General features: G+C 61.1%; 9 protein-coding genes and 2 pseudogenes. All 11 read right to left on the bottom strand.

Going from position 1 to position 15,459, the window contains the following annotated elements; translation table 11 throughout:
- Window positions 1-420: 420 nt before the first annotated feature.
- Window positions 421-1,691: pseudogene (locus FV227_RS18255) on the bottom strand (IS66 family transposase).
- Between the two features lie 295 nt (window positions 1,692-1,986).
- Window positions 1,987-3,603: a glycosyltransferase gene (locus FV227_RS18260; RefSeq protein WP_147859612.1), complete on the bottom strand. Its 1,617-nt coding sequence runs from the start codon at window positions 3,601-3,603 to the stop codon at window positions 1,987-1,989.
- Window positions 3,603-8,309: a glycosyltransferase gene (locus FV227_RS18265; RefSeq protein WP_187274865.1), complete on the bottom strand. Its 4,707-nt coding sequence runs from the start codon at window positions 8,307-8,309 to the stop codon at window positions 3,603-3,605. Before FV227_RS18265 ends, FV227_RS18260 begins: the two co-directional genes overlap by 1 nt.
- A gap of 90 nt (window positions 8,310-8,399) precedes the next feature.
- Window positions 8,400-9,332: an NAD(P)-dependent oxidoreductase gene (locus tag FV227_RS18270; protein ID WP_147859614.1), complete on the bottom strand. Its 933-nt coding sequence runs from the start codon at window positions 9,330-9,332 to the stop codon at window positions 8,400-8,402.
- Window positions 9,329-9,868 carry a dTDP-4-dehydrorhamnose 3,5-epimerase gene (gene rfbC / locus FV227_RS18275; protein ID WP_147859615.1) on the bottom strand — a complete coding sequence of 180 codons (540 nt, stop codon included), beginning with the start codon at window positions 9,866-9,868 and terminating at the stop codon, window positions 9,329-9,331. Before rfbC ends, FV227_RS18270 begins: the two co-directional genes overlap by 4 nt.
- 5 nt (window positions 9,869-9,873) lie before the next feature.
- Window positions 9,874-11,103 (bottom strand): class I SAM-dependent methyltransferase, encoded by a 1,230-nt coding sequence (locus FV227_RS18280; protein ID WP_147859616.1) that lies wholly within the window; start codon window positions 11,101-11,103, stop codon window positions 9,874-9,876.
- A gap of 61 nt (window positions 11,104-11,164) precedes the next feature.
- A complete protein-coding gene (gene rfbG, locus FV227_RS18285) occupies window positions 11,165-12,265 on the bottom strand; it encodes a CDP-glucose 4,6-dehydratase (protein ID WP_246686574.1) in 1,101 nt (366 codons plus the stop codon).
- Window positions 12,262-13,029, bottom strand: a complete 768-nt coding sequence (gene rfbF / locus FV227_RS18290) for a glucose-1-phosphate cytidylyltransferase (protein WP_147859619.1) — start codon at window positions 13,027-13,029, stop codon at window positions 12,262-12,264. Before rfbF ends, rfbG begins: the two co-directional genes overlap by 4 nt.
- 412 nt (window positions 13,030-13,441) lie before the next feature.
- Window positions 13,442-13,882, bottom strand: a complete 441-nt coding sequence (locus tag FV227_RS29955; RefSeq protein WP_246686576.1) for a hypothetical protein — start codon at window positions 13,880-13,882, stop codon at window positions 13,442-13,444.
- 197 nt (window positions 13,883-14,079) lie between these two features.
- Window positions 14,080-14,469: pseudogene (locus FV227_RS29960) on the bottom strand (transposase); the annotation flags it as partial.
- Window positions 14,470-14,574: 105 nt separating this feature from the next.
- On the bottom strand, window positions 14,575-14,934 hold the full coding sequence (locus tag FV227_RS18300; protein ID WP_147859618.1) for a hypothetical protein: 360 nt from the start codon (window positions 14,932-14,934) through the stop codon (window positions 14,575-14,577).
- Window positions 14,935-15,459: the final 525 nt, after the last annotated feature.

Genomic DNA, 15,459 nt, shown 5'->3' on the forward strand with positions numbered 1-15,459 from the left:
CTTCGAAACGTTCTGGTTAAATTCAGCTACCGAGAAGAAGTATTCCAATGAATCAAAGGGAGTCGTCCGCCTCACGACTTGGCCCTATACTCAGCCTCCGATATCAGGCGCTGCGGCGGATCGCTGCAAGCCCTTCCGCAGTTCACCTAGATTTCATAGAAAGTCGTTGCCTGCGCAAAAGATAATTTTTTACTCAAGTATGACCTGAATTTGTGGAAATTGAAACCGGGCGAGGTGCTGCTGATTAGTTTTCAGGTAAGTCTTATAATCAAGCAACTTACTCTTGACTGAGTTCTTCTTCAGCAGAAAAATTCCAAAAAGCGTCTTTTGGATATTAAATGCGATTAATTATCCGCTTAGTATCATTTATAAATTTTTTGACTGCGTCTAGTTAATTACCGACCCCTGTGACCGCTGGGTTCAGGCGCCGATGGTTTTGAGGATGGTGCCGAAGGGACTGCTGCCGTGGAGGCGCGCGGTATCGACGACGGTGCGGATGTCAGCTTCGCCCTCGGCCGCCCACATCGCACGGTAGCCGTTCGTGACCTTTCGCTGGATGACAGATGGGCGCAGCAGCCTCTCTGAACCGTTGTCGGTCGGTTCGACCGCGCCGGGATAGGCAAGGAAGATGAGGAGCTAATGGCGAGCCCGGCCGATCTTGGCTTGCAGATCGCGGGTTAAGTCGCAGCTACTTCGTGTGGCCAGAATGGTGCCGATTCAAGGTCCGACGCTTGGCCGCCAGGGTCGAGATCGCGAAGTCGATGACGTGCTCAGCCAGGGCGAACACGGATTGTGACCAGAGCTGGAGACGCCAGGGCACCGCATCATCGCTGGTCTCGACGGAGTAGGTGACATCGCGGGCGAGATGGGCAAGGCAGATCTGGTGCGCGGCGGCGTGGACCTGCTGAGCGGTGTAGCGGATCCGAGATCCAAAACGCCGGCCGATGCCCGCCCATCATCTCCCGCACCACGATAGCGCCCCACGTCGGGGAGGCCGTCTGCACCATGGCTTGGGCCGAATGGAATACCCAGTGGTAGGCGTTGCTGCCCTTAAGGCGCACGCCGTTCTAGTGTGAAGCGCCCACCGTGGCTTGGCGCAGCGTCGAGGCGGCCTCGTCGCGACCGGAGCGGAAGCGCGCTTGCGCCCGACGGAGCAGGTTCATTAGGCCGCCTTGGCTGAACCTCAAACCGAACAGGTCGGACAGCGCCGCCTGCAGCCGGTCGTAGGACAGCGCCTGGAAGGTCTTCAGATACGTTGCCATCGCATGCAGCCGTGAGCCGAACGGTGTGCTCCGCGCCGCCTCCGGCACTGGCGCTACGACCCGCGTCCCGCAGGTCGGACACTGGATCGCCAGCCGTTGATGCTGGGTGACGACCGGTGCGACTCCGGGCAGCTCGATCCGTTCGGAGAGGCTGACGACCTCGGCGGGAAGGTCCCCGTGCAGTCCGCCGCAGCAACGGCAGCGATCCGCGCGATGCTCGACGAGGGCATCGGGATCCTTGCTCATCACTCGCCTATAGCCCTTGTGGCTAGGCTTCGCTCCGCCTGGTTTGGCCTGCTCGCGCCGCTCCTTGAGGTCCGTCACGGGCGGCTTCGACGAGGTGCGTTAGGTCTTCTCCGGGCGCTGCAGGCGCAGCATCAGCTCAATCAGCTCCTCGCGGCTTTGCAGCTTAAGATCGCTTCGGCCCATCCGGTGAGGGAATCAGCGAAATCCGACCCGCGCAAGGGAGTGTATAATTACGCGTCTAGTTCCTATAGTTTTGGTTTGATTGGAAGTTTTCCGAATAATCATAATTTTGCAAAATACACAACGAATCTTTCGGAGCTTCCCGACGAGACGATGTGCGTTACCCTTATGATTGTCATATAACGGCATTGCTTTCAAGCAAAAACTACACTTATAATGGTAGATAGTATAGATCGAACACTGTACAAATTGTATATGTTTAACAATAACATTTCAGTGATTAGATCGCTATATATTATTATGACCACTCTGGAGTATAGTAATCCCCCCGATCTGTCGAAAGGTGTGGATTGTAAAACGGATCGGCGGCGATCACGTGGGCCCAGCGCGCGGTGAAGGCGGCTTCGTCCGGGGAGCTCACTGCTGTGCGCGGCAGTGATGAGCCCTCGAAGTGGTAGAGCTTGGCGAATGGCGTGTAGACGATGCGGTAACCGACCTGGCCTAGCCGCAGGCAGAAATCGAGGTCGTTGTAGTCGATCGCCAGCGCCTCGTCGAACCCGCCAACCTCGCGCACAAGGCTCATCCGGGTTGCTAGCACCGCGCCTGTCACTGCTGAGTAGTTGCGAATTAGATGAGTGTAGCCGTTGTAGCCGATATCCTCGTCAACGAGGTTATGGAAGATATGGGTGGAATTTCCCATCACGCCGAACACAACTCCTTGATGCTGCACGCGGCCATTCGGGTAAAGCAATCGGGCGCCGACTGCACCAACGCCGGGTCGGCCGGTAAAACCAATGAGCGCCTCGATCCAGTCAGGCGCGATCACCTCGATGTCATCATTAAGCAAAATAACATCCTCGGTTCGAACCTTAGATAGTGCGAAGTTCATTTTACGCGAGAAATTGAACGGTGGCTCGAACTCATGAGACTCAAGCCGGACACCCTGTGCTTTCATCTCTACTTGAAGTTCATCGGACATGTTACCGTTATCGACCACGACGATTTCGTAGTTAGTCCAAGTCGAGCGAGCGCGGATGCTTGCCACCGCGTGGTGTACAAGCACGATCTCGCCGCGGCCCTCAACGGTCTTCGCCGCGCAATTTGTTAGGATCAAAAGCGTCACGCGCCGCTCCGGGTGCAGTGGCCAGATTACCCGGAAGCTTCCCTGGAATAGACCCTCTTCGACACGGGCCGCCGGATCCTGCGTCCGTACGAAATCGGCAATCGCCGCCTGTGCGTTGACTAACGCTTGTGGCTTGGCATCAACCACCGCGGCGGCGGAACCCGGGATCTTGCGCCAATGGTAGAGTACGCCGGGCACATGCACGATTGCGCGGGCTGCGGCAGTGGCTCGGAGAGCAAGATCATAGTCCTGTGCGCCTGTATAGGCGTGGCGCAGCCCCCCAAGAGCAAAGAATAGGTGCTTGCGCATCACTGTAAGATGCATAACATACATCACCGATTGCAGGTGCTCGGGTGACCAATCTGGCTTAAAATAAGATTCGCTGCGTCTACCGTCAGGCTCCAGCTTGTCCTCGTCAGTATAGAGCAGATCTGCATCCGGGTTTTTTATGATCGCCGCCAGCATAGTTGCGACGGCGTGAGGAGCCAGCGCGTCATCGTGGTCAAGAAAGCCAACGAACTGGCCTGTAGCGAACTCGGCGGCCGCATTAGTAGCACGGGCGATGTGTCGGTTCTCCCTTGCCCGTACGATCTTGATGCGCGCATCACTGCCGCGGTAGTCTTCGAGCACGTCTCCAACCTCGGGATTCGGCGAGGCGTCATCGTAGAGGCAGAGTTCCCAGTCAGGGGAGGTTTGCTCTAGTACAGAGCGGATTGTTGCTTCCAATACGTCGGGAGGGGTATTGTAGACGGGGACTAGGAAGCTGATCCGGGTGGTGTCGGGGGAATGCATCACGCCGGGTCCCTGTCCTCTGTCTCGGTGGTCACGATTCGCCAGATGTCGTCTAGCGCCGCGCGGACGGTCAGCGCTGTGGCCTCAGTGCCGAACAGGGCCGACACCCGGCGCGTGCCCGCCGCACCAAGGCGGCGGGCGAGATCTCGGTCGTCGAAGAGCGCCCGCATCGCTTTGCGCAGCCCGTCCGGATTCGGGTCGGCCCAAGTGTAGCTGGCGGGATAAGGAGCGTTGCCTTCGCCGACTTCTGTTAAGCGAAAGTCCACCGGCAGACTAGCCGCGGGATCGAGCATGTCGATTGCGCCACCGTAATTTGTGGCGATTACCGGAGTGCCGGCGTTCATCGCCTCGACGATGGTCAGACCGAGCCCCTCCGATCGGTGGGGCGAGACGTAGGCATCGAGCAGGCGGATTAGCGCCTCCATCTCGTCGTCGGCATAGATTGCCTCGGAAAAAACTACGTCGGGCCGCTCCGATGCGATCGCTAGAATCCGCGCAATCGTTGGGTGGTCACGGCGGCCGTAATGGACCTTCACGAAGCAGCACGCCCCGTCGGTAGCACAAAATTCGGCAATATAGGCCTCCACCAGCGCCAGCGGGTTCTTACGGTCGAGAATACTGCCGGCATCGGCGAAATAACCAAAAACGAAGCGGCCCTCGGGCAAGCCAAAATAGGCACGGTCGAAGGCTCCGGGCTGGGCAATCTCCGGTAGGATTGTTGGACGCACAACCCGCGTACGGATTGTCGAAGCTGCATTGATCGCGCGCTCCAAGAAAGTGCTGGCACACCAGACTTCGTCAAATCGGGCAAGTACAGGTAACCATTCAGGTCTAAGGGATACGAGTTCAAAATAGGGGATCAAAATGTGGTAACGGGCGCGACGCAGGGGATCGTTAGAGTTAAACGAATCAAAGGCATTGCCGATGAAGGGAAGATCGAGGTTAAGGTGCGTGATTTGGATTAGCTGGTCGCCATCGGGCGGGATTTCTAGCGGAATCTGTCGCACACGCTCAAAACCCGAGGTCCAATTAGAAACGCTCAGCGGCGTTTTAGCTGCTTTAAGGCTACGAAGGTAACCGCGTGCGCTGGTACCAAGCCCGTTTAGTGCCCGCACAGGCGCCACAAAACGGACGCCAAAAGCCTCCCCTAGTTCCGGTTGCCCGTTCCCCAACACATGCGAGTACATGGCAAGGTCGGACGTGACCTTTCCGCGCTGAGCCTCCACCCGACCTGCGAGGATGTGTTGCTGTTTGTCCTGGTTCGTCCAGCCACCGGCATCTTGAACTATACCATCCCATTGGGCGTCCCCAGCTGGGCTGACGTCGATGAGCCCAACCCGACCTGATTCAACAGCTGCAACCAAGCCGAACATCCGCGAAACGCTCTGCGATAACAAGGCGTCATTTCTATCAATTAAATCGTATGTGGATCCATTAGTTAGAACGGCCCCCAATTCGTCAAACAGACCAGGCCGGAACCAGAACATTGTCCCAGCAAAGAAGCCCCAGGCTCGCGGTCGAGTGCGATATGGATATAAACTGCGATAGAGGTTCTCAATCACCTCGCAGTTATTCCCGTCGAACATCGCTCCATCGAGATAAAAATCCCGTGAGCCAACGAGGGCAAGAGTAGGGTCCTTGGAAAAGCTCCGGATGATCCGGGCCACTAGAGGCTTGCTGCCCAGTATCGAATTTAGAAGCAGATTGTGCTTTCTCGCTAGCTCGACGCGGCTCTTTACAGCGTGGATTTTGCAAATGGCTGTGTAGGTCTGGCCGCTTTCGCGGACCCACGCAAGAGCTGTGAAAAGCGGCACAATGTCAAAACCGCGATCGGGAACTGGGATTAGTGCCGCGCCTGATTTCAAGCGTCGCAAACGGCCTATGAAGGTCCTATCAACCGATTCTGGGAAAGTTACGTACAAGTCGAAGGGAGTGTCAATCGCGCGCAGATGACTTTTGATCAGTCCTATTGCATTTGAATTGGAGATATGAGCGATCACCGCAACGCGGGTGCTGGCATTAGCCGACAACGTGGCGCGCCCTGTGGCACTACCATGTGCGAGATAATGCGCTAATGGCTCAAGACTAGTATTTGCATCGGGAACGGCGCCCCGATACCAGCCGGTTTCAAAATCGGGGCCTGGGTCAAGGTCCTGCCGCGAGCCGAGGGCGGTGAAGTGCCTGAACCCGCGCAAGCCCAATGGCATCCGGGTGGCATGACGTCTCTCGTACCAAATGGGGTCGAACGACGAGTTTGGTGCAAGTCCGGCCGCCATCCCGACGGTGATGTAATGCATCAGTGGACTGCAACCCGCGGCCATCACCGCGGGATTTTGCAAGGTGTACCAGTGCGGGTCGAACAGCGGCGTCGGCGAACCAGCATCACCGGTACCGTGCTGAAGATAGAAGGCTAGTGGGTTCAGGTTCGCGTCCACAGGGTAACCGCGTGAGGCACGGAACCAGCGTGGCTCCACCAGGGGGCCGGGGCTGCGATCCTCATAAGCTCCCACACGGAGGTAGTGAAGCAACGGTAGCTCATCGCCGACATCAGTGTAGCGTGCGAGGTACCAGTCTGAATCAAAAAGCGGATGGGGTGATAGGCCTAGCGCCGCACCTGCGAGAAGGTAGTGCCAAATTAGTTCGACAGCGTCCTTTCCAGCAGACACCTGCCGGGAATACCAACCTGTGTCAAAAACGCCGGCTTCGCGGATTGCCTCAACGTCAGCCGGAAGTGCCTCACGGAGTTGGTGTGCGAGACGCTCCCAGACTGCCGTTGTTCCGTTGGGCTGGGCGTGGGCCGCCAACTGGAAGCCCGGATGCGGGTCCCGGAACTCAGCGGCGCCATGCTGCACAAAGTGCTGTAGCGGTTCCATTCCGGCCTGCGCTACGTCAGGGTTCCGGTCACGATACCAACTGCTAGAGAATAGCCGGTTCGGGTCGCGTAAATCGGACAGGCCGTACTCGATGTAGTGGAGCAGCGGATTGACACCAGCTGAACGCACATCGGGGTATCGCTGGAGATACCAGAGCCCGTCAAAGAGCGGGTGCGGGTCAAGGCCTTCGGCGGCGCCGACCGTTAGATAATGGACTACCGGATTGAAGCCGAAGCGACGCAGGTCCGGTGCGTGTTCGAGGTACCAAGCTGCAGAGAAAAGCGGGTGTGGATCTCGCCCCTCGGCCGCGCCGTAACGCAGGTAGTGCCGAAGGGGGGCCATGCCACTTGCCGCTACGTCTGGGTAGCGCAACCGGTACCAGGCCGGTGAGAACAGTTTGGCGACCAGCTGGATACGGGTCCGCTCGAAAAGCGGGATTCGTCGGCGCAGGCCGCGCGATGGCATCGGCGGGCTCACCTGTGGGTTCTCGCGAGGCGCTGCGCCCGAAAGCCAAGTTAATTGCGGCACCGGAACGTTGGACGCTAAAGGGCTGTCAAGACGTCCGCGCCGCGCCGCGCCACGCCGTTCAGCCTGCCGGACCTCAGAGGCTACCTGTCGAAAGCCGCTCGCCAAGCTAGCTGCAGCCTCGGCCTGGGCAGTGTTAATCTGCGCTAGCGCCGCCAAGACCCGCTCCCGGTGCTCCGACGCCGTAGCATTTTCATGCAGGTGCGTGGCAGCGAGTCTTTCGAGACGGACGCGAAGTAAGGCTGCCTCCCGATCTTTCGCATCCTCCTCGACACGATGTTCAGACGCTCTAGCTTTCATTGCGGCGAGGCGTTCATCACGCGCCACGAGATCCGTGCGTAGAGATGCCGCGTCCTGCTGCGCCGCCGCGATCGTTGCCGTCGCTTTTGCTGCGTCCGCCGCCTGTTGCTCGGCCTGCATCCGCTGCACGTCGTCCGCCGCCTGGGCCGTCTGCACGACCAGTTTGGCAAGCTGCGCCTCTAGGCTGGCCGCCCGGCCCCGCGCTTCCTCGAGCAATCGGACAAGTTCACCCTCGAGATTGCGGGCAGCCGGATGCCCGAACAAAATAGCTCCAAGAGTATCACGAGATAAATTAGTGATTAAATCTATAGTTGGAGCGATCTCAGCGTGTTCGCCACTAATAAAACGTCGGTAAGGTCGGGATTTCTCAACGCTAAGTTTCTCGATAACCGCCACCGAATCGTAGAAGGTCACGCTAGCGATCGCGCGGTTATCCCGCATCATCTGCCGCCGTTCCTCGGACTCGACACCCGCAACATGGTCCGCGTTGACCGCGTCGACGAGGCCTTTCAGCCATTCGATCGATGAATCTGGCCGCCGCAATCCACCTTCGAAGGCAGGGTCGTAGCTACAGTGTAGGTCCTCAATGCAGTATACACCCCCAGGTCGCACACGAGGAAAAAGAATGTTGAAGGCTGCGACGATGTCGGAGGAACGGTGCGAGCCGTCGTCGATGACGATGTCGAAGGATTGTGCGCCGAGCACGGCTTCGACAGCATTACTCTGAGTCGCATCTACAACGAAGGCCCTAACACCATCGACATCGAACGCAAGATCGGCGATTTTCGGATCAATATCGAGGCCGATGACTGTCGAGCCGTGTGGCAGAATTTCCGCCCAGAACTCAAGTGATCCGCCGTTCTGGACACCTATTTCGAGTAGCGAGACCGGCTCGTTCCGTATGCGGATATGCTCGAATGTGCGTGCGTAAATCGCAAGATATTGCTCCCACTTGTCGACGACCTTTCCTCGCTTCAGAAAGAATGCATTGGCTAGATCAGCGCTCATGTACTGCCATCGTTTTCGTTCCGCGCGATTGGATAGCGCTAAAGGGGGCATCAATTGCAGCTGCGGTTTCGCTGCGGCGCACCAGAAAACTCATACTGGAAAAGCGGCGGTCTCATGATCATACCCACCGCTTGCCTGTCGTCTGTCCCAAGCGTTGACGGTGTCAGCAAGGCCGGTGGCGAGGGTGTGTTGGGGGGTAAAGCCCGTAGCGCGAAGCCGTTCGATGTCGGCTTCGATGCAAGCCGGCTCGGTCGCAGCCAGCGGGCGGGCGCCGAAGGCAATATGCTCGGCGCCGCCGGTGATCGCGGCGAGGCTGAGCAGGAGGTCGCGCACCGGCACCGCCTGGCCTGAAGCAATGTTGACCGCGCCTGTGGCGTCAGCATCAAGCAGCGAACATAAGGCACCAGCTACATCTGCAACGTGGAGGAAGTCGCGGCGCTGGAGCCCCGCAGTCGTGGTGAAGCGTTCGCCTGCGCGCAGGGTCCGGATCGCGTCGTTCACGAGGCGGCCGGCCTTCTCCCCCGAGCCGTAGAGAAAGAACAGCCGGCCCCATGCGAAAGACATGCCGGTAGTCACGGCATAGGCGTCCAGAACCCGCCGTAGGGCGTCCTTGGCGGCGCCGTAGAGGGTCGCCGGGCGGCATTCAGCGTCCTCGCGCAGGGTATCGGGGCCCCAAGCGTATTCAGCGCAGGTGCCGGTGCCTACCGCGCGAGTGCCGCCTTCCTCGTGGAAGGCACGGAAGAGGGCGAGGCTTGCAGCCACCCAGTCGAGGTTGACCGGCGCCCGCCAGTACAGGCCAGGCTCGGCGTACCATGCCAGATGCAGCAGATGACTCGCGCGGATATCCGTCACCGCCGCCCGCATCGCGGATGGGTCGAGCAGATCGACCGAGTGGAACCGCACGTCCGGATGGCCGGGGTCGCTACGCCCAATCGCGTGGATCTCCTCGCCACGCGCGCGCAGCGCGGCGATCGCATGGCCGCCGATGAAGCCGGTAGCTCCAGTGAGGAGGATGCGCCTCATGCCTCGGGATTGGTCCAGTCCGGGAAGGCCCGGTCCCGCTCGGCGATCACCGTCACCGGCTCGGGCCAAGTCAGGTCAAAAGCCGGATCGTCCCAGCGCGCGCCGCGGGCGGCGCTCGCCACGTAAGGCTTGTCGATCATGTAGAGAACTTCGGTATCGTCGCAGAGCGTCTGGAACCCATGGGCGAAACCTGCTGGAATGTAGAGCGCCTCGCGATTGTCGGCGGTGAGTTCGCACCCAGCCCAGTGCCGGTAAGTCGGTGAATTGGGCCTGAGATCTATAATCGCGTCGAGGATCGCCCCGCGGGTGCAGCGCACCAGCTTGGTTTCGGTATGGGGCGCGGCGGTGAAGTGCATTCCGCGCACCGTGCCGCGGCGGAGGTTGAACGACACACTCGACTGCCGAAACCCGGTCATCAGACCGCGCTCGGAGAACGTGTCCTCGCAGTACGTCCGGGCGAAGAAGCCGCGTTCATCGGCATACGGCTCGGGTACGATCCGGAAGGCGTCGGGCAGAGGCAGCGTCTCGAAACGCATAGGGTTCAGTGGATCTCGAGAGCGGGGATGCAGGTGACGAACTGTCCCCCCCATTCGCGAATCCCCGCCAATTGCTCAAACACCTCTTCCTTAATGTTCCAGGGCAGGATCAGGACGTAGTCAGGGCGCATCGCCAGCATTGCCTCGGGCGAGACTACAGGGATGCGGCTGCCGGGCAGCAGTGTGCCCTGCTTGTGTGGCGAGCGATCGGCTACCGCGGGGACCAGCTCCCGCCCGACGCCGCAATAGTTAAGAAAAGTGTTGCCCTTGGCCGCCGCGCCGTAGCCACACACTGTCTTCCCAGCCCGGCACTGTGCGATCAGAAACTCCAGACTGTCGCACTTGATCGTAACGATGTCCTTGGCAAAGCGCGCGTAGCCCGGCAGCGCGAACAGTCCCGCCGCGCGCTCCGCGGCAATCACCCGCTCAACGGCGGGCATGGCCACATGTGGTCCGTTCTGGTGGCAGAAGAAAACTCGCAGCGAGCCGCCATGCGTCGGCAACTCTTCAACGTCGAACACCCGCAGCCCGCTGCGCTCCAATATGCCCGAGACCACTCCGAGCGATAGGTAGGAAAAGTGCTCGTGATAGATCGTGTCGAACTGCTTCTCCTCGATCATTTGCAGGAGGTGCGGGAACTCGAAGGTACCAGCGCCCGTGGACTTGAGGATGATCTTGAAGCCAGCCACGAAGTCGAGGATGTCGGGAACGTGGGCAAGCACGTTGTTGGCCACCGTTAGATCCGCTGTATGGCCCTCGGCCACCAGCCGGCGGGCGGTCTCAGCGCCGAAGAATGCGACCTCGCTCGGCACCCCACGCCCGCGAGCGACCGCGGCGACGTTGGCCGCCGGCTCGACGCCGAGCACCGGCACGCCGCCGTGAACGAAGTACTGCAGCAGGTAGCCGTCGTTACTCGCGACCTCGACCACTTTGCTCTCCGCTCCGAGGGCGAAGCGCGCGGTCATCGTCACGACGTAGCGCTCGGCATGCGCCAGCCAACTTGTAGAGAAGCCGGAAAAGTAGGCGTAGTCGGAAAAGATATTCTCTGGCGTCTCGAAGGCCTCGAGCTGCACCAGCCAGCACTGGTCACAGACGAAAGCATGCAGAGGGAAGACGCGCTCGCCCTCGCGGGCCTTAGCCATCGGCACGTAAGAGTTCGACAGCGGCGACAGGCCGAGGTCAGCCACACTGTGGTCAAGCGTGGCGCCACAGGCGCGGCAGCAGGGGCGGTTCATCAGCTGATCCTCGACAAGCTCATTCGCGCCCGGCCGGACCGACCGGACCGGGCGGCTTCGATTAGGAGATGGTGCCGCGCGCCTCGTAGCGCGCGATCTGATCAAGAGTAAGGTCGGCGGCCGCCCCTCCCTCTCCTTGAGCCCGGTACCATTCGGCGGTCCAGGCGAGGGCCTCGTCGAGGCGCAGGCGGCGGTCCCAGCTTAAGCGTGCCCGAGCCTTCGAGGCATCGACCTTCAGGAAGGTCGCTTCGTGCGGGTGTGGTCCCGCGGAGAGGTGCCACGCAGCTCCCCCTCCCCAGGTGGCGGCAAGGCGCTCAACGACACGCGCTACCGGCTGGCAATCCTCGTCGGCCGGCCCGAAATTCCAACCCTCGGCGAACCCCGCGCCGTCATGGCCGGCGAGGCTCTCGGCCAACCGGAGGTAACCGGAGAGCGGTTCGAGCACGTGCTGCCACGGGCGAGTTGCATGTGGTGCGCGGATCTCTACAGAGCGGTTCTCGCCAAAGGCGCGTACGAGGTCGGGGATCAGGCGGTCAAGCGACCAATCACCGCCGCCGACGACATTGCCGGCGCGCCCGCTGCCGATCCGCGCCGGATGACCTCGAGGACCAAAAAACGAAGCGCGGTAGGCACTTGTGACGAGCTCGGCACAACCTTTCGAGTTCGAGTAGGGGTCGTGCCCGCCCATCGCCTCGCTCTCGCGATAGGCCCAGGGCCATTCGCGGTTCTCATAGGCCTTGTCGCTGGTCACGATCACCACCGCCTGCACCGACGGTGCGCCACGCACTGCCTCTAGTAGATTCACAGTACCCATCACATTGGTAGCGTAGGTACTAACCGGATCGACGTAGGACGGGCGCACTAGCGCCTGAGCTGCCAGATGCAGCACGATCTCCGGCCGCGTCTCGGCAATGCAGCCCTTGAGCGCGTCAAGATCACGTACGTCAGCGATTCGCGTGTCCGCTCGCCCGCTAACAGCGAGGTCGAACAGGTTCGGCCGCGTATCCGGCGCCAGCGAGAAGCCAGTGACCGTCGCGCCAAGACGGGCGAGCCATAGGGTCAGCCACGCCCCCTTAAAGCCAGTATGCCCGGTAACGAGGACCCGGCGCCCGGCCCAGAAAGCCGGATCGGGGTTGAGCGCGCCCGGCGCGGCCGCGCTCACCATACCTTCCACGGGGCCTGCTTGGCGGCCCAGAGCGCTTCGAGGTTATTCTTGTCGCGCAGCGTGTCCATCGCCTGCCAGAACCCGTGATGTCGGAAGGCGGAGAGCTGTCCCTCGCGAGCCAGTCGTTCCAACGGCTCGTTCTCCCACACTGTGGTATCGTCGGTCACATAGTCGAGCACTTTCGGCGAAAGCACGAAGAAGCCGCCGTTGATCATTGCTCCGTCCCCAGCTGGCTTCTCGCGGAAGTTACGGATGCGGTCGCTATCCATCTCCAGCGCGCCAAAGCGACCGGGCGGTGCCACCGCGGTCAGCGTGGCGAGCCCACCATGGGCTTCGTGGTACTGCCGCAGGGCCGTCAGGTCGACATCGGACACGCCGTCACCGTAGGTCATGTAGAAGGTCTCGTCGCCGATGTAGTCGCGCACACGCTTGAGCCGCCCGCCGGTCATCGTCTCTGACCCGGTCTCAATCAGCGACACCTTCCAGTCCTCGGCGCCGCTGCGATGGAACGCGACGTCGCCGCGCCCCACATCGACGGTAACGTCGCTTAGGTGCAAGCGGTAGTTAAGGAAATATTCCTTGACAACGTAGCCCTTGTAACCGAGGCAAACGATGAACTCGGTCACGCCGTGCGCACCGAACATCTTCAGGATGTGCCACAGGATCGGCTGCCCGCCAATTTCAACCATTGGCTTGGGCCGCGTCACTGTCTCCTCTGACAAACGCGTTCCAAGGCCACCGGCTAGGATCACTGCTTTCACACCAGGCTCCGATCGGTTGCCGCTTCGTCCAACACTACTGGCCACAACGGTGATTTGCGCCATCAATCGCTTCGGCTTCGCGCAAGGAAAGCGCAGTCACAAACGGCACCAGCCGCATAGCGCAACGCTCGTGCTGAATACCTCGGATCCGACCTGCGAGTGGCATCCGCCTCACCTGTACCACTATGCGGCAGGCTGGGCCGGAGCCGGCCGCCCGCGGTCAGATGTGCCCGATTAAGGGGTTCTATTCAGCCTGATACCTCACCTGTCAACCAAGGCATGTCGCAATCCCGCGTTATCCATGCTGCCTGCATGGCGCCTTCGGTTCCAGAGGTCGCCCACAATTTAGTCCGCCATCGCCGTAAAACTGAAGCAGCCTTCCAAGGACGATATTGATCTCGACATTGGCCATTCATGCAGCGTGGCAGAGGGCATAGGCCCAGGGTGCTGATAGGCGGAAGCGGGGTTTTGTTCGGGGGTGTCGGCGGGTTGATATCGCCGAAGTCTGCTCAGGCCAGATCGCGCATCGCACGGCGGCCAGCGCGTCGGAGAAGGTCGGACGCGGTTTCGGGTGCCACGCGGCGGCTGCAACGCGTCGTCCCTGGCGAGCCGGGAGCCGTGTGGCCAGCAGCGTAACGATCGAGAACAGGGCGAGCAGGCAGGGGGTGGTGCGGGCAATCGCTGTATCAGACCACTGCCGCTGCGTCTCGACGCCGAGATGAGCGCGGGTTTCCTGGAAGGTGACCTCGACGCTCCAGCGTCGCGCGAACCACGACACAATCTGGACTGGGTCGCGCGCGAGATCGGTGCAGAGTAGCGCCTGGGGCTCGAAGCGGTTCTCGGGATCGCGCATGAGCACTCAGCAAATCGGCACGCCGGCATGCCGGCATGTCGCCACACCGCATTGCCGGAGGCGATCTCGATCGTCCGTTCACTCGCCCCGTACCAGCCGGGCACCACGACCTCTCGTCTAAGCGTGTCCTTGGCCGCGAGGGTCATGGCGAGCGTGGGGAGCCGTGCACCCTTCAGACAGGGGCGGCCGATCGTGGTCGGCAGCCGCATCGGAGCCGGATCATAGAGGGCTGCGTCTAGCCGCAGGCGGGTGATGGCCGTGACGCCGCCCCGGCGCAGGGCGTTGAGGAACAGCAGAGCGGAAAAGTCACTGTCGCCGACCAGCACGAGGTCGCGCCCAGGCAGCCAGCGCCGCGCCTGAAGGGCGAGTTGGCGTCCGACGGCGAGCAGGGGTTTGTGTCGACGGCCCTGCTCCCGGCAGGCGCGCTCGGACGGCACCAGCGCGGTGAGGAACGGCAGCGCCCAGACCCGGCCTGCCCAGGGGATCGGAGCCAACAGCATCAGACTCATCCAGCGCAGGCCCCTCGCCTTGACGAAGTGGCTGTCGGACGAGCGCACCGGATCAGTGCCGTCCGCTCGTTCTACCATCGTCACACGACCGACGATGCACTAACTTCGAACCTGGGCCACCGAACGGGGGTAGGCCATTAGAGCGGCGAGGCGTAGGACGAGGGCGGACCGGATCATGAAGTCCTATTCACCAGGTGCCTGGGCTGGATCTTTAATTGGGAACTCCGACACTTCCGCGTTAGCTTCAATGCGTTTGGCCGCCCATTTGTGCTGCTTGGCGTCAGACGCACAGTCAGGGCATATCGAGCGTACCGCTTGGTTGCTGCGGGCCGCAATACGACGATCAAAAGCATCCATCCGCTTACGCGCCTCCGCGTTGGCAATAGCACCCGTGATCGTCGGATCGTCAGGTGCCTGCTCGACGTGCGCCCCTTGCGTGCTGAGCGCTGTCGGCTGCGGATGTGGGGCAGCGAAGCGTGTTTGGGCTGCTGCAGGTTCAATCAAGCTAATGAACACGATTATCGCGAAGGCGGCACGGCACACGGCAATGGCCTCACAAGAATGGCTGCCCGGTCGAAGTTAATCGAGCATCACGAGACACGAACTACGTTACCGAAGGCTTAACCTTTGTCTGGACGCAGAGGTGCTCCTCCGCGCCCCCGGCCGAAGCCGACGCGATCAGAGAGGATCGGGACGGCATTCGGGGTCCGTCATCGCAGCGCAGCCCAGCCCCTTACCGTTGACTTAATCGTGCCTGCCGGCCGACATGCCATGTCCGGCTATGGCGCGCCCTGTGGCGAGTCGTGAGCCGGCATCAGGAGAGATCGCCGCGAGATAGACCCTGAAAAGCCAACAGCCCCTTCCCGGCAAGGAAGAGGCTGCTGAAAACCTGGGGCCTGGTGGGGCCGCGTCACTGCTCCCCACAAGCCATGTCTCCCCTCGGGAGTCAAGACGGAACGTGTTTCCGTCAACGGGAAGGCTTTGCCTGGACCCTAGCCGCGGCCCGTGAGGGACCGGGTTTGATGAACTACGCCTATGAAATCCGCCGGCAGGCGGAGGCGGCCCCGC

This window comes from Methylobacterium sp. WL119 (assembly GCF_008039875.1).
In the GTDB taxonomy this organism is placed as follows: Bacteria; Pseudomonadota; Alphaproteobacteria; order Rhizobiales; family Beijerinckiaceae; genus Methylobacterium.

Coding starts and splice junctions, on each gene's coding strand:
- FV227_RS29955 (WP_246686576.1), bottom strand. CDS start 13,882: ATGCGCGATCCCGAGAACCGCTTCGAGCCCCAGGCGCTACTCTGCACC.
- FV227_RS18280 (WP_147859616.1), bottom strand. CDS start 11,103: ATGAACCGCCCCTGCTGCCGCGCCTGTGGCGCCACGCTTGACCACAGT.
- FV227_RS18260 (WP_147859612.1), bottom strand. CDS start 3,603: ATGCATTCCCCCGACACCACCCGGATCAGCTTCCTAGTCCCCGTCTAC.
- FV227_RS18270 (WP_147859614.1), bottom strand. CDS start 9,332: ATGAGGCGCATCCTCCTCACTGGAGCTACCGGCTTCATCGGCGGCCAT.
- rfbC (WP_147859615.1), bottom strand. CDS start 9,868: ATGCGTTTCGAGACGCTGCCTCTGCCCGACGCCTTCCGGATCGTACCC.
- FV227_RS18265 (WP_187274865.1), bottom strand. CDS start 8,309: ATGAGCGCTGATCTAGCCAATGCATTCTTTCTGAAGCGAGGAAAGGTC.